We start from the raw sequence: 21,706 nt of genomic DNA, 5'->3' as shown, positions 1-21,706 counted from the left end.
AATATTATGAACCCAGCATTGTGGATAAGCAAAACGGGCCTTGATGCTCAACAAACCGATATCGCGGTTATCTCGAATAACTTAGCCAACGCCAGTACCGTAGGTTATAAAAAGAGTCGCGCGATTTTTGAAGATTTACTCTATCAAAACATCAATCAACCAGGTGGTCGTTCATCACAAGACACTGAAATGCCATCCGGTTTGATGTTAGGTGCAGGTGCCAAAGTCGTTGCCAACCAAAAGAACTTTTCACAAGGTAATATGTTAAGTACTGAAAACTCACTGGACTGGATGATCCAAGGGCCAGGCTTTTTTGAAGTACAGTTACCTAACGGCAATATTGCTTATACCCGTAATGGTCAATTCACCACAGATGAAAACGGTCGAGTGGTCACTTCTGGTTCTGGTTATCCAGTACAACCAGAAATGAATATTCCAGATGACGCGCAGTCAATTACCATTTCTCGCGATGGTGAAGTCTCAGTGCGTATTACCGGTCAAGCGGAAAACGTGGTCGTTGGTCAGCTAGTCATAAGCGACTTTATTAACCCATCAGGTCTTGAGCCTATGGGTCAAAACCTCTACACCGAAACCGCGGTAAGTGGCGCACCGGTGCAAGGTAACCCAGGTGCGGAAGGGCTAGGCTCGGTCGTACAAGGTGCGTTGGAAACGTCTAACGTGAATGTGACCGAAGAATTAGTTAACTTGATTGAAACGCAGCGGATCTACGAAATGAATTCGAAAGTTATTTCGTCTGTCGACCAAATGCTTAGCTACATCAATCAACAACTTTAAGGCATTAGGGGGCTAGTATGACACGTTCATCAATCACTCAGCTTATTACTTTGACCATGCTGCTGTCTTTGACAGGCTGCGTGTCAACTCAAAACACCACTGTGTTGCAGGACGACCCATACTACGCTCCGGTCTTCCCTGAAGAGCAGAATGAGCAAATGGTAGCGACAGGCAGTTTGTTTAATGCGAACTACGCTAACGATTTATATTCTGATCGTAAAGCGCTGCGCACTGGTGACATCATTACGGTCGTACTTCGTGAAACGACCCAAGCCTCAAAAGCCGCCAATAATGAGGCGACTAAGTCAACCGATGCTAGTCTTGATCCTGTTATAGGTCTTGGTGGTAATGCGGTAAATATTGGCAGTGAAAGTCTCCAGTTTGGGATGTCAGCATCCAATGCGTTTAAAGGCGATGCCAAAACAGCCCAATCTAATAGTCTGTTTGGCAATATATCGGTCAACGTGGTTCGAGTCTTGCCGAATGGTAACTTAGTGATCCGCGGCGAAAAGTGGCTGACACTGAATACAGGTGAAGAATTTATCCGCCTTGAAGGTTTAGTCAGACCTACGGATGTTGCATCGGACAACACTGTACAGTCTAACCGCATAGCGAACGCCCGTATTCAATATTCAGGTAAAGGGCAAACCCAAGAAGCACAAGCACCGGGTTGGTTGGCAAGATTCTTCTTAAGCACTTTGATGCCGTTTTAAGATAAAGATAGGTGGGTGGGGAAGCATATGTTAAATAAATTCATTCAGGCGACGTTACTAGCGGTATTATGCCTAAGCACCACTGCGTATGCTGAACGCATCAAAGATGTCAGTATGATAGAAGGGGTGCGTTCAAACCAATTGGTCGGCTACGGTCTTGTGGTTGGTTTACCTGGCACAGGTGAGCAAAGTCGTTTTACCGAGCAAAGTTTTAAAGCCATGCTGAACGGCTTTGGCATAGGTTTACCGGATAATCTTAAGCCTAAAATCAAAAATGTCGCGGCTGTTGCCGTGCATGCGGAATTACCGCCCTTTGTAAAGCCAGGCCAAACTATTGACGTTACAGTGTCTTCAATCGGTAGCGCAGGTAGTCTGCGTGGTGGCACATTGTTGCAAACTTTCCTTAAAGGCGTGGACGGCAATGTCTATGCGATTGCTCAAGGGAGTCTTGTGGTTGGCGGCTTAGGCGCCGAAGGTGCTGACGGAAGTCGAGTTATCGTTAATACGCCAACCGTAGGTCGTATTGCCAACGGTGGTATGGTTGAACGAGCGGTTAAAAGCCCATTTACCCAAGGCGACTATATTACCTTTAACTTGAATCGCCCTGATTTCACGACGGCCAAACGTTTAGCACAAACGATTAATGATTTGGTCGGCCCAGATAGTGCCAAACCTATGGATGCGGCATCAGTCCGTGTAATCGCACCGCGCGACCCATCACAGCGGGTAGCGTATTTATCAACGCTGGAAAATCTTGAATTTAAGCCAGCGGATACCTCAGCAAAAATCATTGTTAATTCACGTACTGGTACTATCGTGATAGGTAAAGACGTGAAGTTGCAACCAGCGGCCATCACCCATGGTGGTCTAACCGTGACCATTGCAGAGCAGCAAAACGTGTCTCAACCTCTGGCTTTGTCTGAAGGCGAAACAACCGTGACTAGACAAAGTATCATTGACGTTAACCAAGATGATTCACGTGCGTTTGTGTTCAACCCAGGGGTGAACTTAGATGACTTAGTCCGTGCCATAAATGAAGTGGGTGCGGCTCCAGGCGACTTAATGGCTATCCTTGAGGCTCTTAAAGAAGCTGGGGCAATTAGCGGACAATTGGTTATTATTTAATAACTTACACTACACTCTTGGAAACCCCACAAGGTGGGGTTTTTTGTTGGCCTGAAAATTGCTTTAACCAAGTTATGTATATTAATGCGCCAATTTTCCGATGGACTTAAAACCGCTTGAAAATCAAAACGTCTTTGACCTTGGCAGTCTCAACGACTTGCGTCAGAAAGCACTGACTGCAAGACCTGGGCAAGAAGGTGATGAAGCGTTACGCAAAGCTGCACAGCAGTTTGAAGCGATTTTTACCCAAATGCTGCTGAAAAGCATGCGTGAAGCCAACGCTGCGTTTGAGGATAAAGACAGCCCGTTTAATTCCAGCGGTGTGAAGTTCTTTCAGGAAATGCATGACCAACAATTGGCTAGTGATTTGTCTAGTAAAGGCAGCTTAGGTCTTGCGGATCTGATTGTTCAGCAACTTGCACCTAATGGCAAAGACTACAAACCAGCCAGTGTGCTGCGTAGTGACGCCGAATTACCCAATGCAAAAACGTTACAACGTCAAAAGCCTGACAGTATGCCAAGTATGCAAACTGTGGTTGCAGCAGCAGAGGCGAGCGCGCCAGCTATGGCTAAACCTGCTGACTTTAACACGCCAGAAAGTTTTATCGAGCAAGTGTGGCACTACGCGAAAGATGCGGCGAAGAAGATAGGTTTAAACCCTGCGGTGATGGTAGCGCAAGCAGCGCTTGAAACGGGGTGGGGTAAGCATGTTATCCAAAAAGCGGATGGCTCAAGCTCTAACAACTTATTCAACATTAAATCTGACTCAAGTTGGCAAGGTGATAAAGCACAAAAGCAAACGCTCGAATTTGAGCAAGGTTTACCTGTCAAAAAACAAGCGCATTTCCGCGCTTATGACTCAATTAAAGACAGTGTGGAAGATTTCGTCGACTTTTTACAAAGTAACCCACGTTATCAACAAGCGCTGGAAAATACGCATAAGCCTGAGTCGTTTTTAGATGCGTTACAACAAGCCGGTTATGCGACCGATCCGAATTATGCCACTAAGATCAAAAACGTTTTAATGCGTGGTGAGTTTAAAGAAATGCTAGGTGGTATTGTGCGTCGAGGAGTGAACTAAGATGTCATATGATTTACTCAATATTGGTGCGTCTGGGATCAGGGCTAACAGCCAATTATTACAAACTACCAGTAAAAACATCTCGAACCTGAACACTCAGGGCTATGTTCGTGAGCGCACTGAATATAGCACTATGATTGGCGACCAACTTGGTCGTGGCGAAACAGTACGCTTGATCAATGAGTTTGCTGTTAAGCAGCTCAATCGTGACCTTGCCAATAAAACCTACTATGACCAATTCGTCAGCGAAGCATCAAGAGTCGATAATCTATTTGCCGAAGATTCGAGTTCTTTGTCTACCAGCATCAACAAATTGTTTAATCATTTGCAAGAGGCCATGAACCAGCCTGCATCATCAGTTAATCGAGGCTTGTTTTTTACTGGCGCGCAAAACCTAGTTGACCAAATGGACAGACTGTCAGGGATTGTGCTTGATCAAAAAAACACCGTAAATGAGCAATTAGCGATATTCTCTGAAGAGGCTAATAGCCTTATTAAGAATATTTCGGATCTCAATAATAAAATCACCACTTTTCAGAGCCCACAAGCCCAGCAAGCGAATAGTGCGGTTTATAACGAGCGCGACTTGGCGATTAAAAAACTTGCAGAGCTAGTGGATATTGAAACCTTAGATGGCAGTAATGGGCAAAAGTTGGTTTTTTTAGGTACAGGGCAATCTTTAGTCATGGAAGAAGGGGCGTTTAATCTCTTCTCAACCAATGGCGACCCTGATCCAAACTTCAAAGAATTAACCTTAGATGTCAGCGGTGCGCAAGCGGTTGCCCTAGAACTCAATCCAGCAAACCTTAAAGGTAAAATTGGTGGCTTGTTAGCGTTTCGAGATGAAATACTGATCCCTGCACAAAATCAGCTAGGGCAAATGGCGATTTCTATTGCTGATGCTTTTAACCAGCAAAACCATTTGGGTCTAGATCTAGATGGCAACTTAGGTGGCGACCTATTTAACATCCCAACGGTCGGTGCTTATGCGTATAAAGCGAATACGGGCAGTGCAACTATCTCAGCGACTTTGGAAGCCGGTGAAGGGAAGAAGATCCCAGCCAATGACTTTTTGATTGAATATGTCAATGCAACGCAAGTCTCGGTAACTGCGTTGGATAATCGTGGCAATCCAGTTGGTAATGCACAAACATTTAATATCGGTGCGCCACCAAGCACAATTAACTCAGCTAATTTAGCGGCGCCATCAACCGATGCATTCGGCTTAGAACTCAATATCAGTGCAGGTGGTGCGGTTGGCGATAAATTCTTAGTAAAACTCAACAGTGAAGCCGCTGGGAATTTGTCGCTTGCGACTACCCGTGCTGAGCATTTAGCGCTTGCCTCACCGGTTCGTGCCAGCTCAGCGGCCGGTAACACCAGTTCAGCTTCGTTGACAACGGGTACAGTAACTAACACCGGAACGGGTAGTAATTTCTCAGGTACGCCACCGACGTTTACGGATGGACCTATCACGATTACTAAAACAGCTAACGCTAATGAATACACAATCTCAGATGCATCTGGCAGCGTGACATTTACTACCTCAGGTAATAGCAAAAATATCTTGGCTCAGGCTGGTGCGCCTTTTAATACTTACGGTTTTGACTTTGATTTAGAAGGGCAGGCGGCGACGGGTGACAGTTTTACTATTGAGTTTAATACCGGTGGTTATGATGATAACCGTAATGGCTTAGCTTTGGCCAATTTACAAAATGCTGAACTGGTGCGTCACAATGTAGTGAGCTCAGCAAATACCGATAACTTAAAAACTTTTAATGAGTCGTTTGCCAAATTAGTCACCGATGTCGGGGTAGTAACCAGCCAAGCGAAAACAAATGGCGCGGCTTTTGCAGCATTAGCGGAACAATCAGAAGCTTGGTATGAGTCCTTATCGGGGGTCAATTTAGATGAAGAAGCGGCAAACTTGTTACGATTTCAGCAATCTTATTCGGCATCTGCACAGATCATCAGTGCAGCACGGGCCGTGTTTGACACCTTGTTAAGTGCTGCGAGGTAATTATGCGTCTTTCAAATAATATGATGTATCAGAATAGCTTAAGCTCTATTTTGAACAACCAATCAGAAGTGAATAAAGCGTCGATGCAGGTTAATACGCAGAAACGCGTGTTGTCTGCTTCGGATGACCCATCGGCCACAGCCCGAGCTATGTTGTACTCAGACCGAATTCAAACCAATGAGCAATACGACAAAAACTTGACCATGCTGAATGGTCGTTTGAATACTCAAGAAAGTGTCTTGAAAAACATTAAAACCTCGCTGGAACAAGCTTATACTTTGGCTATTCGTGCGGGTAACGGCAGTGTGACGGATATCGATAAAGATTCCATCGCGCAAGAGATTAAGTCTATCCAAGATGCGGTAATGGACTTGATGAATGCCAAGTCAGAAGATGGGCGTTATATTTTTTCTGGTTATCAAGACAATACGCAAACTTACAGCCAAGACCCCAATACGGGTAAGTTTGTTTATAATGGTGACCAAGGTCAGCACAAGATTAAAGTGGCGGAAGGGGTTGAAATTCGCTCCAGTGACAATGGCTTTGACGTCTTTGAAAAAGCCCAATCTCGCTTAAATGTCACCAGTAACACTGCCACTGTGGGTGGTGCACTGACTAGTGGCTCAGTTTATGTAACGGAACAAGGTGAGTTTAACAAGTTTCACCAAACTTACTACAACGCTGACCCAACAGCACCAGCAACTGCCAATGACTTTCAAATTACGCTCGGGGCTGGTAATACGTACACCCTGACTCAAGATGGTGCCACTGTACAGTCAGGTACTTATACAGATAACAAAATTAGTATTGGCGGCATGGAAATCGAATTTGCCGGTGGTACAACAGGAACTGTCGACTTTTCTTTGGCAGCACCAAAAAAAGATAATGTCTTAAATACCTTGGAAGATTTGTATCAAGGATTGTTGACACCTGGCACGTCAACTAAAGATATGGAACAAATTATTGCAGATGCCATAGTTGGTTTGGATAATGCGAAAAACCAAGTCTCATATTCTCAAGCTTCACTTGGTGGACGCTTAAATACCGCGAAGCAAATTAGTCAGGCAAACGCTGATTTGGATATCAACAACAAATCGGCTAAGGCCGACATTCTTGAATTGGATATGACCGAAGCTATCACCAACCTCAAGAAACATGAAACGGCTTTACAAGCTTCGCAAGCGACTTTCGGCCGCTTGTCTAATCTCTCGCTTTTCGATTACATCCGTTAATTGACATACCGCCAGAAAACAGGCGGTATGTCTTCACTTCTTCATTTTTTATTCTTTCGCATCTGATACTAAAGGGAAAATTATTGCCGCTGGCTAAGTTTTTCCGCAGCGTCATATTTCCGACACTTGAAAGTTTATAGAATTTTATGAAGTAAAAGTTCTTTTATTTCAATGCATTAAAAAATATTTAAAATTTATCCTAAAGGATTTTTCGCCCTATCCGATAAATTAGGTAAGCGGGCTGATGGTAAAAACAAAGCGCTTGAGGCCCTTACCAACTGTTTGAGAGAAAACATTAAGTTTAAGGTGGGAGAAATATCATGGCACTTTATGTAAATACTAACGTAAGTTCATTGAATGCTCAAAGACAATTAAGCCAATCAGGTAATTCACTTGACGTATCATTCAAGCGTTTATCATCAGGCTTCCGTATTAACAGTGCAGCTGACGATGCCGCAGGTCTACAAATTGCTGACCGTTTATCGTCACAAATTAATGGCTTAGATCAAGGTAACCGTAACGCAAATGACGGTATCTCACTTGCTCAAACAGCTGAAGGTGCACTAGACGAAGTAACTTCTATGTTCCAACGTATCCGTACATTGGCGCAACAAGCTTCAAACGGTTCGAATACTGATGAAGACCGTTTAGCGATTCAAGAAGAAATTCGCTCACTGTCATCAGAAGTTAACCGTATCGCAGTAGATACTACGTTTGGTGGTCAGAATCTTTTGGATGGCAGCTATGATGCAAACTTCCAAGTAGGTGCTGATGCAGTTCAAACAATCGGTTTTAGTATGAAAACAGTAGGTGGAACGACTAACGGTTCTAATACTCTAACTGCAAATGGTGGCTTTACAATGTCAGGAATCGCTGGTGTTGCATCAGCAGTAACTGGTAAATCAATGAGCACTCTTGCTGCTGGTATCAGTAACGTAGGTACGGGTGTGACCGCAGCAACAGCTGGTTTCACCAATATGGCCGCAACAGTAATCAGCGTATCTTCACAAGAGAACGCACAGCAAGTGTTAGCTGCGATGGATTCAATGATTGCAGTGGTAGACAAAAAACGTGCAGAACTTGGTGCTGTACAAAACCGCTTCCAATCAACGATTCGTAACCAGTCTAATATTTCTGAGAACTTATCAGCTGCGAAATCTCGTATCAAAGATACTGACTTTGCACAAGAAACTGCAAACTTAACAAAAATGCAAATCCTACAACAAGCTAGCCAAACGATTTTGAGCCAAGCGAACCAACGTCCACAGGCTGCGTTAAGTCTTCTAGGATAATAGGCAAGTAGGTAAGTAAGTGTCCGTGCTGGATGGGGTATTTAGCACGGACACCGAATTGGATGATAAAGCGGAGGAGCTTATAATCCAAAAGTGTTCATCAATTCAATGAACAAGTTAATGTAAGCATATACTATGCCAACTTAACAAAAAAATTTTGACACTCACTCTCAAACATTTAAAAGGGGCATGCCAGTGCCCCTTTTCCTTCTTAGAAAACCCCCTATATTTCATTACTTAATTATTCTTTATCCTTTTCTTTTGAGCCACGCTCATGCGCTTTGTGGAAGAAAGGTTATTCGGATTTGATATATTTTTGCCGATAAAAAATACTTTGGCCTAGAAATTGCTTTTACTTATTCGACGACAAGTTTACGGCGCGAAGTGGCAACCTGAGGCAATAAATTGCCTGTGATTGCCTCACGAAATTGCCGCTTTGTTAGACAGATTAACGGTGGTTACCCACCCAGACTTGTAAGAAATAAGAGAGTGAATTATGGCTTTATTTGTAAATACTAACGTCAGTGCGATTAACGCACAGCGTCAATTAACAAACTCTGGTAATGAACTAGATACTTCTTTTAAACGTTTATCATCTGGTTTGAGAATCAACAGTGCGGCAGACGATGCGGCTGGTTTGCAGATCTCTGACCGTCTAAGTTCCCAAATTATGGGCCTTGAGCAAGGTAACCGTAACGCGAATGACGGTATTTCGCTTGCACAAACGGCGGAAGGTGCGATGGAGGAAATAACTTCTATGTTCCAGCGTATCAGAACGCTAGCACAACAAGCAGCCAACGGCTCAAATACTGATGAAGATCGCTTGGCAGTTCAAGAGGAAATTAGACAACTTGCCTCAGAAGTAAATCGTGTCGCTAGCGATACGACTTTCGGTGGTCAGAATCTTTTGAATGGTCAATATGAAGCAAACTTTCAAGTAGGTGCTGATGCAATACAAACTATTGGTTTCAGTATGAAGTCAGTTGGTGGCACTGCCAACGGTAATAACTCTTTAACAGCTGCTGGCGGCTTTACTATGTCAGGTATTGCCAGTGTGGCTAGTGCTGTTGGCGGCAAGAGTATGTCTGTGCTTGCCGCAGGTATCAGTAACGTAGGAACTGGCCTAACAGCAACGACAGCTGGTTTCACTAATATGGCTGCGACTGTCATTAGTGTTTCTTCACAAGTTAATGCTCAACAAGTAATGGCAGCAATGGACGCTATGGTTGCGGTAGTTGATAAAAAACGTGCTGAACTTGGTGCGGTGCAAAACCGTTTCCAATCTACTATTCGTAACCAAGCAAATATTTCGGAGAATTTAGCATCTGCGAAATCTCGAATTAAAGATGCTGACTTTGCCTTAGAAACGGCGAAATTAACCAAAAACCAAATTTTACAACAAGCTAGCCAAACCATATTAGGTCAAGCAAATCAAAGACCTCAAGCGGCATTGAGCTTGTTACAAGGTTAATTTTAAAAAAATTACAAATAAAGCTAAAGCTTCTGCTTTATCCGTCGATACAAGAATTAGAGAACTATCACTCTAGGACTCTAATCCGGGTGATTAGCTGGGTAGGGGTATCCCGCTAATCGCCTCTGACAATGATAAAGCGGAGGCTATTATGGCTTTATATGTAAATACCAATGTGAGTTCTTTGAACGCACAACGTCAATTAATGAACTCTGCGGGTTCATTAGACACATCATTCAAAAGACTTTCGTCTGGTTTTCGTATTAACAGTGCGAAAGACGATTCTGCAGGTATGCAAATTGCGAACCGTCTAACTGGTCAAATCAACGGTTTAGACCAAGGTATTCGTAATGCGAATGATGGTATTTCTCTTGCGCAAACTGCAGAAGGCGCGCTGGATGAAACAACTCAAATGTTCCAACGTATTCGAACCCTTGCGCAACAAGCTTCAAATGGTTCAAATACAGATGAAGACCGTTTGGCACTTCAAGAAGAAATTCGCTCGTTAGCTTCAGAAGTTAACCGTGTTGCTCAGGACACCACTTTCGGTGGTCAGAATTTGTTAGACGGTACTTATGATGCTAATTTTCAAGTAGGTGCTGACGCAGTACAAACAATCAGTTTCAGTATGAAATCCGTAGGTACATCTGCTAACGGCTCTAACACTCTTACCGCAAATGGTGGTTTCACTATGTCTGGTATCGCAGGTGTTGCTTCGGCCGTAACTGGTAAATCAATGAGTACTTTAGCTGCAGGTATCAGTTCTGTAGGGACTGGTGTCACTGCCGCAACGGCTGGTTTTACGAACATGGCAGCAACTGTAATTAGTGTGTCTTCTCAAGAAAATGCTCAGCAAGTACTCGCTGCGATGGATTCAATGATTGCAGTAGTAGATAAAAAACGTGCTGAACTAGGTGCGGTTCAAAACCGATTTCAATCTACCATACGTAACCAATCTAACGTACAAGAAAACCTATCTGCTGCACGTTCTCGTATTCAGGATACTGATTTCGCGCAAGAAACAGCTAACTTGACGAAAATGCAGATTCTACAACAAGCAAGTAGCTCAATCTTGAGTCAAGCAAACCAACGTCCACAAGTAGCGTTGTCATTACTTGGCTAGTTGATATAGTCGCCAAATTCAGGTCCAATTTGCCTGAATTTGGCCTATACTCTAGTATGGTGATTTTTATTCTGGAGGCTCTCTATGAAAGAAGTCGCAGTTACTGCTTCTCATAGCCCTGTGGAATTGCAATTAGGGCAAAGAGATGATAGGCGCAGTGTAACACTCCGACCCATTGAAGTTGTAGAAAAAGCTACAAAGTATGGTGCGGAAGAAGATGAAGCTAAATCTAAAGATGCTTTGTCTGATGGAACACTAATTGCTGAGGTAAAAGAAAACCTCGAGAAATTGAATAAGTACATACCGGTGACATCAACCAATTTATCATTTGAATTTGATGAGTCTGGTGATCCTCCGTTTATCCGTGTTGTAGACAAAGAAAACGAAGAAGTTATTCGCGAAATCCCTTCGAAAGAATTCCGCGAAGTTGCTAAGGCTTTAGACGAGCTTGCCGATAAGTTATCAGGTAAAGGGCTGTTGTTTAATCAGTCGGCATAAGCCAATAGGAGTTTAGTATGCCATTAATTACATCTGCTGGGATTGGCTCAGGCTTAGATTTGGAAAGTATCATTTCAGCATCTATTTCTGCTGAGCGTACGCCAAAGTTACAAAGCTTAGTTAAAAAGCAAGAGTCTTTGAAAGTTGAGCTCTCGTCCATAGGTGAAGTTAAGTCCGCGGTATCTAAACTTCAAGACACCATCAAAAAATTGGCAGATCTCGAGAATTTTGGTAAGCGCAAAGCAAATATTACCCAGCCATCGTCGGGTGACATTATTTCGGTTACACCAACATCAGATATTTCTGTTGGTAATTTTAAGGTTGCGGTCAAACAGCTTGCACAAGGGAGTAGAGCCGTTTCAACTGATGGGGCCTTTGCGGACTCTAGCGCAGTTGTTTCTGCATCTGGTGGTACGCTTACTTTTGCCGCTGGAGCAGACAAAACCTTCGATCTTGCGGTGACAGCTGGCATGACTTTGGCTGAGCTCCGAGATGCTATCAATGACTCGAGTACTAACTTTGGTGTAACGGCCAATATTGTCAATACTGGTGGTGTAGAGGGGTCTAAGTTAGTTTTGACTTCTAATGTCACTGGTGAGGGTAATGATTTAGTTATCACCAGTGATACATCAGAATTAGATGCGATAGAAACCTACGACGAAATTACCAACCCGACGGGTGGTATGGTTATTAATCAAGATACTGATAAAGCTCAAAACGCTATTATCACTGTGGATGGATTACAAGTTACCAGCGCTACCAATACCTTCAAAGATGCTGTACAAGACATGACTATTACTGCGAAACAAAAAAGCGAAGAAAATGCAGGTGTGTTTGAAACAGCCAAGTTGAGTGTTGAGTACGATAGAGAATCAGTCACGACACTCATTGATGAGTTCATTGCAAACTACAACAATCTTGTTGGAAACATTGGGTTTCAAACTCGTATTGGCAAGCCACTCAATGGCGATGCTTCGATGAGGGCGTTGAGTGACCAATTAGTGAACTCTTTATCAACTGCTTTAACGGATGCTGGTCCATTTGGTTCAATATTTGATATTGGTCTAGGCATTAAGAAAGATGGTTACTTGGAAAAGTCATCTTTAGTTCGAAGCTTGAATGATGCGATGGATGAGAATTTTGATGATATTGGCAAGGCTTTTGCAGGTGAAAATGGCGTTGCAAAAAAAATGGAGTCGTTGCTTGCTAACTATATCGATTCTGATGGATTGCTCAAAAAACGCGAAACAGATCTGAATGAACGGATTAAAGATGTTGATGATGACAAAATTAGTCTCGATCGACGTATGGTGGATCTTGAGGCAAGTTTGCGCAAAAAATACGCAGGTTTAGATGTGTTGTTAGCCCAAATGCAGCAAACTCAAGCTTCCTTAGGCGCACAGTTGGCCAGTTTACCTGGGTTTACAAAAGCTAAATCTTAAAGGAGCCGAATATGTATAATGCAAGAGTAAAAAATTATCAGAAAGAAGCACTTAAAACCCGAATAGCGGGTGCCGACCGCTACGAAATTATTCAAATGCTTATGGCGGGTGCTTTAGAGCGTCTAGTCTATGCCAAAGTGGCAATTGAAAAACGGCAGTTTGAGGCGAAAGCAGAACATATTTCTCGAGCTTCAGCGATTCTTGAAGCGTTAAGGGGTTGCTTAGATTTTAATGTCGGCGGTGAAGTTACGGAGAATTTATATGCTTTATATTCGTACATGCTCGACAAATTAGTAGACGCTACTATTGAGAACAATACTGCTTATGTAGATGAAGTGTCCACACTTCTTAAAGAAATCAAATCTGCTTGGGATGCCATCCCGTTTGATGTAAGAGCTCAAACGTTAAATGGTAATGAGAGCAGTGCTAGTGTCGGCTAATATTGATCTATTGACGAAAAAGCTTCTTGAAGAAGATTTCGAGCGGTTTAGCGAGATTTTTGAATTGGTAAAGGCGGAAATTGACGCAGCACTTGCTGATCCCGCCAAGTTACTAGCTAATCGCGAGTCACTTATTTATATCCATGAACAATTTGACCAAGTTATAAATATGACGCAAGATTCTAAGCATCAGATTAGAAAGCAACTTATTTCTTTGAAGAACTCTTCTAAAAATCTCCAAAAGTACAAATCAATATGAGTAATAACGAAATATTTTCTAAGCAAGAAGAACTTACCTCTCTAGAGGGAATGCTTGCTCAAGCCGTGTACAAACACGAGCGTGAGGCTATTTTTGCAGAAGTTGCAAACCTTAGATTCGAAAAAAATCTTAAGGCTTTCAAATCGTATTTTCCTGAAATATATGAAAAGTACCTAACCTATCAGCCATCTGAGAAGTTTGAGCTAATAGTCAATGAGAACGGAACTGCTAATATCATTGATTATGACTCTGGCCTTCCTATCTATTCTGACGATCCTAAAGGTCAAGCAGCAGAGCAAGTGAAGAAAAATATAGACGCTCCGATACTTGGTATGACAGATCACTCGAAAGTTGCCTTGCTTGAGAATGATTCTGGCTTCACTCATATTGATTTAATGAGAAGTGTTGGTCAGATCTATAACGAAACAAAATCAAACTTATCTATTTTTAAAAAACTGGGAAAAAGCATTCCAAGTATTATGGTCTTTGGAATTGGGCTTGGTTATCACTTAGATGGTATACTGACCGCTTGCAAAGCTGGCTATGTTAATTTTTTTGAGCCAAACGAAGATTACTTTTTTGCTAGTTTATTTGTTATCGATTGGAATGCTTTACTGACAAAAATCGATGAAAATGGCAGCTTTTTGTATTTGGGGATCGGATTAAAAGAAGAAGAAATTTATGAACAATTTTATTCACGCTCTCGCGCTGTTAGTGTTGCTTCAATTTCTCATGCATGGTTTTATCAACATTACCCCTCTGTGAATGTAAATAAATGGATTTCTGAGTTTAGAAATAATTATCATCAGTTTTTTGCAGGTTTTGGCTTTTTTGACGACGCGGTGATGGGTCTTGCGCATTCTGTAGGAAACTTTGATAATAACCTGCCCTATCTCTACAACAAGACTTTAGACGACGCTTTACTTGAAGATATTCCGGTGTTCATTGTTGCGAATGGTCCGTCTCTTGACAAAGAAATGGAGTTCATTAAAAACAACCAAGATAAAGCAATTGTTTTTGCATGTAATTCGGCTTCAACAGCGCTTGTTAGGCATGGTATCATGCCAGATTTTCATGTTGCGTTAGAACGGACGGAATCTACATATCATTTCTTAAAAGAACATGTTCCAGAGGAAAGTCGTAAGAAAATAAACCTATTGATTACTAATGTAATGAATCCAAAGGTTGCGTCGCTCTTTGGTTGGGCTGGTGGTTCGCTAAAGCCTGGTGAAGCTGGATCTCAGGTCATTCAATTAGCCCAATACAGAAAAGATCAACGAGTGATTAATACGCTGTCATTCTGTAATCCTCTGGTAGGTAATACGGCGTTAAGTTATGCATGTCATCTTGGTTTTAAGCAAATTTATTTGTTTGGTGTGGACAATGGTTATGTTGATAAAGAACACCATCATTCAAAATCTAGCTTTTATTACGATGATAAAGGTAAAACCAAAGTTCAACCATTTAAGGTTGGCCATGATTTTGTGGTACCAGGTAATTTTAGAGAAACAGTATTAACTGATCAGTTTATGCATGTGGGTAATGTGCAAATGGGTCGTTTACTACAATCGTTTCAAGGTAAGGGAATAACAGTATTTAATTGCAGCGATGGTAGTCGCATTGAACATACTATTCCTTTGCATTCAACCGACATAATTCTTAATGAGCGTGTAATTGATAAACCGAGTCTAGTTGACTATGTAAAAAACAATAAATTCAGCAACTTTGATCTAAAAGATGAAGTAGAGAAGCTATTGTGTATTGATGAGTTTGAACAATTTTGCCGAGTCATTGTTGATATTCTTGAGCAACCGATTACTGATAGGACAGAAGCCCTAGAAACCCTGTTAGAAAGCTTAAGGTACATATATTCCTTTAGAAATTCTGCACAGCACTTAGGTCTGTATTTCTTGATTGAGGGAGAGGCTTTGTATATGACTACTATTTTACTCTCTCTGCTCTATAATTTTGGAAATGACGATGAAATTGTGCCTTACTTCTCAAAAGCATTAGAGGAATGGTGTCGATACCTTTCAGTTGCACCTGAATTTTATCGAAACAACGTCCGAATCTATAAGTAAAGCATGTGTGCCTTAAAATCTATCTTGGATGTGTTAATATGAAAATTCATACCGAACGGTTTTATTTAAGGCCATTAACAAAAAATGATGCATCGCAAGAATATTTGTCATGGTTTACCGATCCGATTGTTAAGTGTAACATCAAGTCATCTCACCAGACATTAGCTGAGTTAAGGGCATTTCTAGAAAGCAAATGTAACGCTTCCAATATTTTGTTCTTAGGTATTTTCACCAAAGACAACCGCCATATTGGCAATATCAAATTTGAGCCAGTCGATGAGATAAAGCAGCATACCGTAATGGGAATATTAATTGGCGAAGCAAGCTGGCGTGGGCAAGGGGTGGCTGGTGAGGTTATTCCTGCTGCATGTGAATGGCTAAGAGCAAATCGAAAGATTAAAACGGTGGGACTTGGTGTTGAACCGCACAATTTACCGGCGATTAAAGCTTATCAGCACATTGGGTTTGTTAAAGCGACAGAACAACCACATGATGATTTTATTGTCATGCTCTTAAACCTGAATCAATAATAATTATATCAACAATCTGAAGGTAATTTTAATGCCGGCTTTAAACCAGCGGTGTTTCAGATAACAGGTGACCTATGGCGTTTTACGAAGAAACAGAATCTTTTTACAGTGATTTATTTGACGAACTCTTTCCGATACTTCGTTCTATAACTGGCCCTGGCCTACGTCAAAGTTACGACATACTCTCGCGTTACATGCCTCTTGAATATGATTCGTTTCCTTCAGGAACTAAGGTATTTGATTGGACAGTCCCTCAGGAGTGGCACTGCCAAGAGGCTTATTTGCTTGACCCTGATGGGGTTAAAGTCGCAGACATGGCGCGATTAAATATCGAAGTTGTAAATTATTCTGAAGCAGTGGATATGGAACTCTCGCTTGAAGATTTACAAGCACATATTTACAGCTTGCCGGAAAAACCAGATGCAATCCCTTATGTAACAAGTTACTACAAAAAGCGCTGGGGGTTTTGCATGTCGGAAAAAACAAGACAAGCGCTTAAACCGGGTAAGTATCGCGCGGTAATTAATAGCCAATTTATTGATGGTCAATTAGATATTGCGCAAACAGTATTACCGGGTTCCAGTGATAAAGAAGTTTTAATCAGCTCTTATTTATGCCACCCCTCACTTGCAAATAATGAGTTAAGCGGCCCTTTGGTATTACTTGGACTCTATCATCGGATTAAAAAATGGTCACACAGAAGATACAACTATCGTTTTATATTAAATCCAGAAACGATTGGTAGTCTCTGTGTGCTATCTAAGTTAGGCACGCATTTTAAAAAAAATCTGGTGGCCGGTTTAGTGATTAATTGTATGGGGGGAGACCCCGCAGAACTGGTTTTTAAACATAGCCGTAATGACAATGGCTTACTAGATAAGCTGCTGTATCATTTGAATAAACATGACTTTAAGCACGGCAATATAGCATTTAGCCCATTAGGCGGCTCGGATGAGCGGCAATACAATTCTCCAGGATTTCAGCTACCTGTGTGTTGTGTCAGCCGTAGTTTTCATGTTGGTTATTATGAGTACCATACGTCATTAGATACCAAAGAGTACATGGGCATTGCACCGCTCCTTGATAGCATAGATAAATTAGAGAAAATCTTCTTGGCGTTAGAACAAAGTGCGACCTTTGTGAACACCCATCCCTATGGTGAGCCTAACTTGGGGAATCGAGGTTTGTATCCAACCTTGAGCTTTTATCGTGAAGAACAAACTAAGCAGTTAGAGCAACTTAATCACATTATGATGCTGCTAAATTACAGTGATGGCAGTAAAGATACAGTTGAGATTGCCGATTTATATGGATGTAGTGTAGTTGATATGCAGTGGGCGATAGAAGCATTGGAATCTCATCAACTCCTAGTAATGAAGTAGCCTTGGCGAGGCGTTATAGCAGAGTACCGTTGATGAATCAGTCATTGATATGTGAACGTTTTCCAGAACGCGTGGCCGTAATCTCGGAAAACGGACTTGAAGTTACCTATCGGCAATTACGGGGCGAGATAGAAAGCGTGGCGAAGTATCTCGCACCGCGCAGTGTGATTTTTATTCAAGGTGAAAATCATTTTCAGAGTTTGTTGTATTATCTTGCTGCTCTAGAAAGTGGTGTGGTGCCGTTGATGCTTTCACATGAGCTCTCAGAGCTGAGATTGCAAGAACTTGTCGACACCTATCAACCCAGATACATAGTGCGGTTGGCTGAAAGGGAATTGGCCGGGTTTGTTGAAAAGGTGCGCCACGATGGTTATGTACTTTTAGAATCGGAGCGTGTTCAAAGTCAAACTATTCATCCTGAACTGGCATTTTTGGCAACCACGTCAGGCACCACAGGATCGCCAAAGTTGGTTCGATATACGCGCAAAAACCTACTTGCGAATGCCGCGGATATCGCGACTTACCTAAGTTTAGACGAAAATGAGCGTGCCATTCTACACTTGCCCATTCACTATTCATTTGGTCTATCAATCATCAATAGTCATTTATACGTGGGTGCATCAATTGTTTTAACGCGAAAAACGGTAATGCAAAAGGAATTTTGGGATGAGATGCGCCGTCATCGGGTAACCAGTTTCTCTGGTGTTCCTTTTCATTACGAAACACTCGTGCGACTCAAGCTTGCAGAGTTGGCGTTACCGGATTTGAAAACTTTTACGTTAGCCGGTGGCAGACTAAGTGAAAGTAAAATGGCGTTGTTTGCCAAACAATGTCTTGATCTAGGTTTACAGTTTTGGCCAATGTATGGTCAAACGGAAGCTTCACCTCGGATCTCATACTTAGAGCCAGACTTTGTTATGGCTAAGTTAGGCAGTATTGGCAAGGCTGTGCCAAGTGGTAAGCTGTGGATCCGTTCAGAATCAGGACAAGACATCACGGCAACCGGTGCAATTGGTGAACTGGTTTATGAGGGAGAGAACGTCTGCTTAGGCTACGCACAAACGCTTGCTGACCTGAGTTTAGGTGATGAAAAGTGCGGTGTATTGTTTACTGGGGATTTAGCCAAAGCGGATGAAGAAGGGTTCTTTTACTTACAAGGCCGCATTAAACGTTTTATCAAAGTGTTTGGTAAACGAGTTTCTCTCGATCACGTTGAGCAAATGTTAGTTGGTATGGGGCTGCAAGTTTTAGTTGGTGGTACTGATGATAAACTGGTCGTCGGTATCGTAGACGAAGGCCAATTAGATACAACTACACTGCGAAAGCAAATAGCTGAACTGGTTCATGTTAATTTTACCGCAATTACAATTAAGCCCTTTAGCGCGTTTCCGAGACTTGAAAACGGTAAGGTGAACTACCAATGTCTTTTGACGAAATAAATAAGGCGTTGTTGGAGTGGCCATTATATGAGTGGTCACATGAAAAGAAGCAAGCTCACTTTATTCCAGTGCTTAATAAGCTCACACAAAATCATGTTGAACGCTGTGTTGAGTATCGGCGGCTGTTGACAGTCACTGCAAATCTCAGTTGCTTAGAAGCACACGCTTTGGATGAAGTCTTTCCGTTGCCAGTGCGGCTGTTCAAACTTCAACGGCTGAAAAGCGTTGCAGATAGCAATGTTGTCAAAACCATGATGTCATCAGGGACTTCTGGTAGTACGCCTGCAAAAATTTACCTCGATAAAACAACCAGTCATTTGCAAACGAAAATTCTTGCCAAAATTATGTCGTCGCTATTAGGTAAAGCGCGCTTGCCTATGTTGATAGTGGATTGTCCTGCAACGGTAAAAAACCGCCATCAATTCTCGGCCAGAACTGCGGGTATCCTCGGATTTTCCATGTATGGGCGGGACCTGACGTATGCGCTTAATGACGATATGTCGGTCAATTGGGAAGCATTAAACAGCTTTTGTGATAAGTATCACGATGAGCCATGCATTGTGTTTGGTTTTACCTATATCGTCTGGCTGCATTTCATTCAAGCGTTACAAGCGGTGAAGCCTTTATCATGCCAACTCCCAAAAGCCATATTATTGCATGGTGGGGGATGGAAAAAACTACAACAACAAGCAGTCAGTAAAGCAGAGTTTAAAGCCGTGATCGCGGATGTGCTTGGCACGCCTCATGTGCACAATTATTACGGTATGGTTGAGCAAACAGGCTCAATTTTCCTAGAATGTGATGAAGGACATTTTCACTGTTCAGTTTGGTCAGACGTGTTAGTGAGAGATCCTGTCACGCTCAAAGTGTGTCCTAATGGTGAAACGGGTGTCTTACAGCTGTTTTCGCTTATTCCACAGAGTTATCCGGGCCATGCGATATTGACTGAAGACATCGGTAAAATCATTGGTGAAGACACCTGCCCATGTGGTAGAAAAGGCAAATACTTTAGTGTTGATGGTAGGCTTAAAAAAGCGGAAATAAGAGGTTGCAGTGACACATTTAGACGCGAATAAATTAGCCAATGCAAAAGTATTGGTTGGTAACCTTAACGCATTTTCTAATTCGCCTACTGTAATTTGGCAGCCGCAGAGGATTGCGTTGCTTGGCCGTCTATCCCAAGCATTACGCAGTCATGATGAAGTACGGGCATTTCCAGAATTAATGGCATTTGCCTTTTGGTGTCGTCAGTCGCGGTTAGAAAAAATAGCGACCTTATTGCACAGTAAAGAAACGCCTCAGCTCGCAATGGGATTGGGGTTGGTGTTACATATTTGCCCTTCAAACGTCCCCGTTAATTTTTTGTATTCCTTGGCGTTTTCTTTATTAGCTGGTAATACCAATGTGCTGCGGTTGTCATCCAAAAATGAGCCACTTTATGAAATTGCCATTACGCAGTTGAATCGTATACTAGCAGAGCCTGAATTCAGCAATATGCAGGCGCAATTATTAGTGCTGCAATATGGTCATGATGATGAGATTAATGCGTATCTCAATCAGCAAGCGGATGCCCGGATAGTATGGGGGGGGGATGAGACAGTACAACGATTTAGGCATTATCCCAGTAAAGCGCGCGCGCGCGAAATCGCTTTTCCCGACCGGTATTCATTATGTGGGTTGGATGCTGAGTCTATTCTGGGTCAGACTGAGAGTGAACTAAGTAAACTCGCTAATGCCATTTACAACGACATTTATATTATGAACCAAGCGGCGTGTTCATCACCTCAACTCATTGCTTGGGTGGGCTTAGATGCGACAATTCAAGCTGCCAAAGCGCGGCTTTGGCCACAACTCGAAAATATTGCCCAGGAAAAATTTGCGCTTGAAGATATTCAGGTCATGAATAAATATGTGGATATGTGTAATACGGCTATATCTCATCCATCACTTGAACAAGTGGAGTGGGATTCTCCTTGGTTAACACGCTATCAAATTAGTCATTTGACGACGCAGCAGTCCAGTTTTCGAGGCTATTTTGGTGCTTTGTATGAAGTTTCATTAACATCCCTGTCAGAGCTCAGAGATGTTATTGACGAACGGGTACAAACACTCAGCTATTTCGGGTTTTGCAAAGCTATGCTTACCTCGTTTGTGATTGATAATCAACTTCGTGGTATTGACCGTATTGTGCCAGTTGGGCAGGCGCTTGAAATGGACTTTGTGTGGGATGGATATGATATAATTAAAACACTATCTAGAGTCATAACAATACGTTAAGTGTTATACTCCAGCCTTAAAAAGAAGGTTTACTATTATGGAAAAATTTAGTCTTAACTGTATTGAGTTGCAAGAGTATCAACCTAATCGCTATCCATTTTTAATGATTGACCATGTAGAAGAGGTCGTACCCGGACAATATGCCAAAGGCCACAAAAATCTCACCATGAACGAATGGTATTTTCCCGTTCATTTCCCCGGTGGCCCAAATATGCCAGGTGCATTACAGTTGGAAGCGTTAGCGCAGATGTTGACTGTTGCCATTACCACCTTACCAGGCCTTAAAGGCAAAGTGACGCATGCTCTGCAACATACAGTGCGTTATCGCCGGGAAGTGCTTCCAGGTGAGCGACTCGACATTGAAACTCAAGTTTTGTCTTGGTCTCGGGGGATTTGCAAAGGGAAAGGCATTGCGCGAGTAAATGGTGAAGTGGCTTGTGAAGCCGATATGATGATTACCATCCCTGAAATACTTGAACAATATTTGCCAAAGAAGAAAGCCTAGT

General features: G+C 42.3%; 20 protein-coding genes. All 20 read left to right on the top strand.

Features of this window, described 5'->3' with window-relative positions; genetic code table 11:
* The first annotated feature begins 6 nt into the window (after window positions 1–6).
* The 20 genes from flgG to fabZ all read left to right on the top strand — a co-directional run bounded on the left by flgG (window position 7) and on the right by fabZ (window position 21,705).
* Window positions 7–795, top strand: coding sequence for a flagellar basal-body rod protein FlgG (gene flgG / locus ACFOEE_RS04910; RefSeq protein WP_377121504.1), 789 nt, complete (start codon window positions 7–9; stop codon window positions 793–795).
* Between the two features lie 17 nt (window positions 796–812).
* Window positions 813–1,508 carry a flagellar basal body L-ring protein FlgH gene (gene flgH, locus ACFOEE_RS04905; protein WP_377121502.1) on the top strand — a complete coding sequence of 232 codons (696 nt, stop codon included), beginning with the start codon at window positions 813–815 and terminating at the stop codon, window positions 1,506–1,508.
* Between the two features lie 27 nt (window positions 1,509–1,535).
* Window positions 1,536–2,633 carry a flagellar basal body P-ring protein FlgI gene (locus tag ACFOEE_RS04900; protein WP_377121500.1) on the top strand — a complete coding sequence of 366 codons (1,098 nt, stop codon included), beginning with the start codon at window positions 1,536–1,538 and terminating at the stop codon, window positions 2,631–2,633.
* 100 nt (window positions 2,634–2,733) lie between these two features.
* Window positions 2,734–3,714: a flagellar assembly peptidoglycan hydrolase FlgJ gene (gene flgJ, locus ACFOEE_RS04895; RefSeq protein WP_377121498.1), complete on the top strand. Its 981-nt coding sequence runs from the start codon at window positions 2,734–2,736 to the stop codon at window positions 3,712–3,714.
* A 1-nt stretch (window position 3,715) separates the two neighbouring features.
* A complete protein-coding gene (flgK, locus tag ACFOEE_RS04890; RefSeq protein ID WP_377121496.1) occupies window positions 3,716–5,734 on the top strand; it encodes a flagellar hook-associated protein FlgK in 2,019 nt (672 codons plus the stop codon).
* 2 nt (window positions 5,735–5,736) lie between these two features.
* Window positions 5,737–6,966 (top strand): flagellar hook-associated protein FlgL, encoded by a 1,230-nt coding sequence (gene flgL / locus ACFOEE_RS04885; RefSeq protein WP_377121494.1) that lies wholly within the window; start codon window positions 5,737–5,739, stop codon window positions 6,964–6,966.
* Window positions 6,967–7,286: 320 nt separating this feature from the next.
* Entirely contained in the window at window positions 7,287–8,258 is a 972-nt protein-coding gene (locus ACFOEE_RS04880; RefSeq protein ID WP_377121492.1) for a flagellin N-terminal helical domain-containing protein, read from the top strand.
* A gap of 496 nt (window positions 8,259–8,754) precedes the next feature.
* Entirely contained in the window at window positions 8,755–9,729 is a 975-nt protein-coding gene (locus ACFOEE_RS04875) for a flagellin N-terminal helical domain-containing protein (RefSeq protein ID WP_377121490.1), read from the top strand.
* Between the two features lie 151 nt (window positions 9,730–9,880).
* Window positions 9,881–10,852, top strand: coding sequence for a flagellin N-terminal helical domain-containing protein (locus ACFOEE_RS04870; RefSeq protein ID WP_377121488.1), 972 nt, complete (start codon window positions 9,881–9,883; stop codon window positions 10,850–10,852).
* Window positions 10,853–10,936: 84 nt separating this feature from the next.
* Complete coding sequence (locus ACFOEE_RS04865; RefSeq protein WP_377121486.1) at window positions 10,937–11,350, top strand: flagellar protein FlaG; 414 nt, start codon at window positions 10,937–10,939, stop codon at window positions 11,348–11,350.
* 17 nt (window positions 11,351–11,367) lie between these two features.
* Window positions 11,368–12,792 (top strand): flagellar filament capping protein FliD, encoded by a 1,425-nt coding sequence (gene fliD / locus ACFOEE_RS04860; RefSeq protein WP_377121484.1) that lies wholly within the window; start codon window positions 11,368–11,370, stop codon window positions 12,790–12,792.
* A gap of 11 nt (window positions 12,793–12,803) precedes the next feature.
* A complete protein-coding gene (gene fliS / locus ACFOEE_RS04855; RefSeq protein ID WP_377121482.1) occupies window positions 12,804–13,232 on the top strand; it encodes a flagellar export chaperone FliS in 429 nt (142 codons plus the stop codon).
* The gene (locus ACFOEE_RS04850) at window positions 13,222–13,491 is read left to right on the top strand and encodes a hypothetical protein (RefSeq protein WP_377121480.1); all 270 of its coding nucleotides are present in this window, start codon (window positions 13,222–13,224) and stop codon (window positions 13,489–13,491) included. Before fliS ends, ACFOEE_RS04850 begins: the two co-directional genes overlap by 11 nt.
* On the top strand, window positions 13,488–15,572 hold the full coding sequence (locus tag ACFOEE_RS04845) for a motility associated factor glycosyltransferase family protein (protein WP_377121478.1): 2,085 nt from the start codon (window positions 13,488–13,490) through the stop codon (window positions 15,570–15,572). The genes ACFOEE_RS04850 and ACFOEE_RS04845 overlap by 4 nt, the downstream gene beginning before the upstream one ends.
* Before the next feature lie 38 nt (window positions 15,573–15,610).
* Complete coding sequence (locus tag ACFOEE_RS04840; RefSeq protein ID WP_377121475.1) at window positions 15,611–16,102, top strand: GNAT family N-acetyltransferase; 492 nt, start codon at window positions 15,611–15,613, stop codon at window positions 16,100–16,102.
* Between the two features lie 74 nt (window positions 16,103–16,176).
* On the top strand, window positions 16,177–17,484 hold the full coding sequence (locus ACFOEE_RS04835) for a DUF4910 domain-containing protein (RefSeq protein ID WP_377121473.1): 1,308 nt from the start codon (window positions 16,177–16,179) through the stop codon (window positions 17,482–17,484).
* A 32-nt stretch (window positions 17,485–17,516) separates the two neighbouring features.
* A complete protein-coding gene (locus tag ACFOEE_RS04830; protein WP_377121471.1) occupies window positions 17,517–18,923 on the top strand; it encodes an AMP-binding protein in 1,407 nt (468 codons plus the stop codon).
* Window positions 18,905–19,999, top strand: coding sequence for a LuxE/PaaK family acyltransferase (locus tag ACFOEE_RS04825; RefSeq protein WP_377121469.1), 1,095 nt, complete (start codon window positions 18,905–18,907; stop codon window positions 19,997–19,999). Before ACFOEE_RS04830 ends, ACFOEE_RS04825 begins: the two co-directional genes overlap by 19 nt.
* On the top strand, window positions 19,977–21,200 hold the full coding sequence (locus tag ACFOEE_RS04820; protein ID WP_377121467.1) for an acyl-CoA reductase: 1,224 nt from the start codon (window positions 19,977–19,979) through the stop codon (window positions 21,198–21,200). Before ACFOEE_RS04825 ends, ACFOEE_RS04820 begins: the two co-directional genes overlap by 23 nt.
* 37 nt (window positions 21,201–21,237) lie before the next feature.
* Window positions 21,238–21,705, top strand: coding sequence for a 3-hydroxyacyl-ACP dehydratase FabZ (fabZ, locus tag ACFOEE_RS04815; RefSeq protein WP_377121465.1), 468 nt, complete (start codon window positions 21,238–21,240; stop codon window positions 21,703–21,705).
* The last annotated feature ends 1 nt before the right edge of the window (window position 21,706 follow it).

Origin of the sequence: Pseudoalteromonas fenneropenaei, from assembly GCF_042643375.1 — a bacterium.
GTDB lineage: Bacteria > Pseudomonadota > Gammaproteobacteria > Enterobacterales > Alteromonadaceae > Pseudoalteromonas > Pseudoalteromonas fenneropenaei.
This window is presented reverse-complemented; position numbering and strand designations above follow the sequence as displayed.

Excerpts from the sequence above, each read along its gene's own strand:
- flgJ (WP_377121498.1), top strand. The coding sequence starts at position 2,734 with ATGGACTTAAAACCGCTTGAAAATCAAAACGTCTTTGACCTTGGCAGT.
- fabZ (WP_377121465.1), top strand. The coding sequence starts at position 21,238 with ATGGAAAAATTTAGTCTTAACTGTATTGAGTTGCAAGAGTATCAACCT.
- ACFOEE_RS04865 (WP_377121486.1), top strand. The coding sequence starts at position 10,937 with ATGAAAGAAGTCGCAGTTACTGCTTCTCATAGCCCTGTGGAATTGCAA.
- ACFOEE_RS04900 (WP_377121500.1), top strand. The coding sequence starts at position 1,536 with ATGTTAAATAAATTCATTCAGGCGACGTTACTAGCGGTATTATGCCTA.
- ACFOEE_RS04835 (WP_377121473.1), top strand. The coding sequence starts at position 16,177 with ATGGCGTTTTACGAAGAAACAGAATCTTTTTACAGTGATTTATTTGAC.
- flgL (WP_377121494.1), top strand. The coding sequence starts at position 5,737 with ATGCGTCTTTCAAATAATATGATGTATCAGAATAGCTTAAGCTCTATT.
- fliD (WP_377121484.1), top strand. The coding sequence starts at position 11,368 with ATGCCATTAATTACATCTGCTGGGATTGGCTCAGGCTTAGATTTGGAA.
- ACFOEE_RS04830 (WP_377121471.1), top strand. The coding sequence starts at position 17,517 with ATGAATCAGTCATTGATATGTGAACGTTTTCCAGAACGCGTGGCCGTA.
- ACFOEE_RS04845 (WP_377121478.1), top strand. The coding sequence starts at position 13,488 with ATGAGTAATAACGAAATATTTTCTAAGCAAGAAGAACTTACCTCTCTA.
- ACFOEE_RS04825 (WP_377121469.1), top strand. The coding sequence starts at position 18,905 with ATGTCTTTTGACGAAATAAATAAGGCGTTGTTGGAGTGGCCATTATAT.
- flgH (WP_377121502.1), top strand. The coding sequence starts at position 813 with ATGACACGTTCATCAATCACTCAGCTTATTACTTTGACCATGCTGCTG.
- fliS (WP_377121482.1), top strand. The coding sequence starts at position 12,804 with ATGTATAATGCAAGAGTAAAAAATTATCAGAAAGAAGCACTTAAAACC.
- flgK (WP_377121496.1), top strand. The coding sequence starts at position 3,716 with ATGTCATATGATTTACTCAATATTGGTGCGTCTGGGATCAGGGCTAAC.
- flgG (WP_377121504.1), top strand. The coding sequence starts at position 7 with ATGAACCCAGCATTGTGGATAAGCAAAACGGGCCTTGATGCTCAACAA.
- ACFOEE_RS04875 (WP_377121490.1), top strand. The coding sequence starts at position 8,755 with ATGGCTTTATTTGTAAATACTAACGTCAGTGCGATTAACGCACAGCGT.
- ACFOEE_RS04840 (WP_377121475.1), top strand. The coding sequence starts at position 15,611 with ATGAAAATTCATACCGAACGGTTTTATTTAAGGCCATTAACAAAAAAT.
- ACFOEE_RS04870 (WP_377121488.1), top strand. The coding sequence starts at position 9,881 with ATGGCTTTATATGTAAATACCAATGTGAGTTCTTTGAACGCACAACGT.
- ACFOEE_RS04880 (WP_377121492.1), top strand. The coding sequence starts at position 7,287 with ATGGCACTTTATGTAAATACTAACGTAAGTTCATTGAATGCTCAAAGA.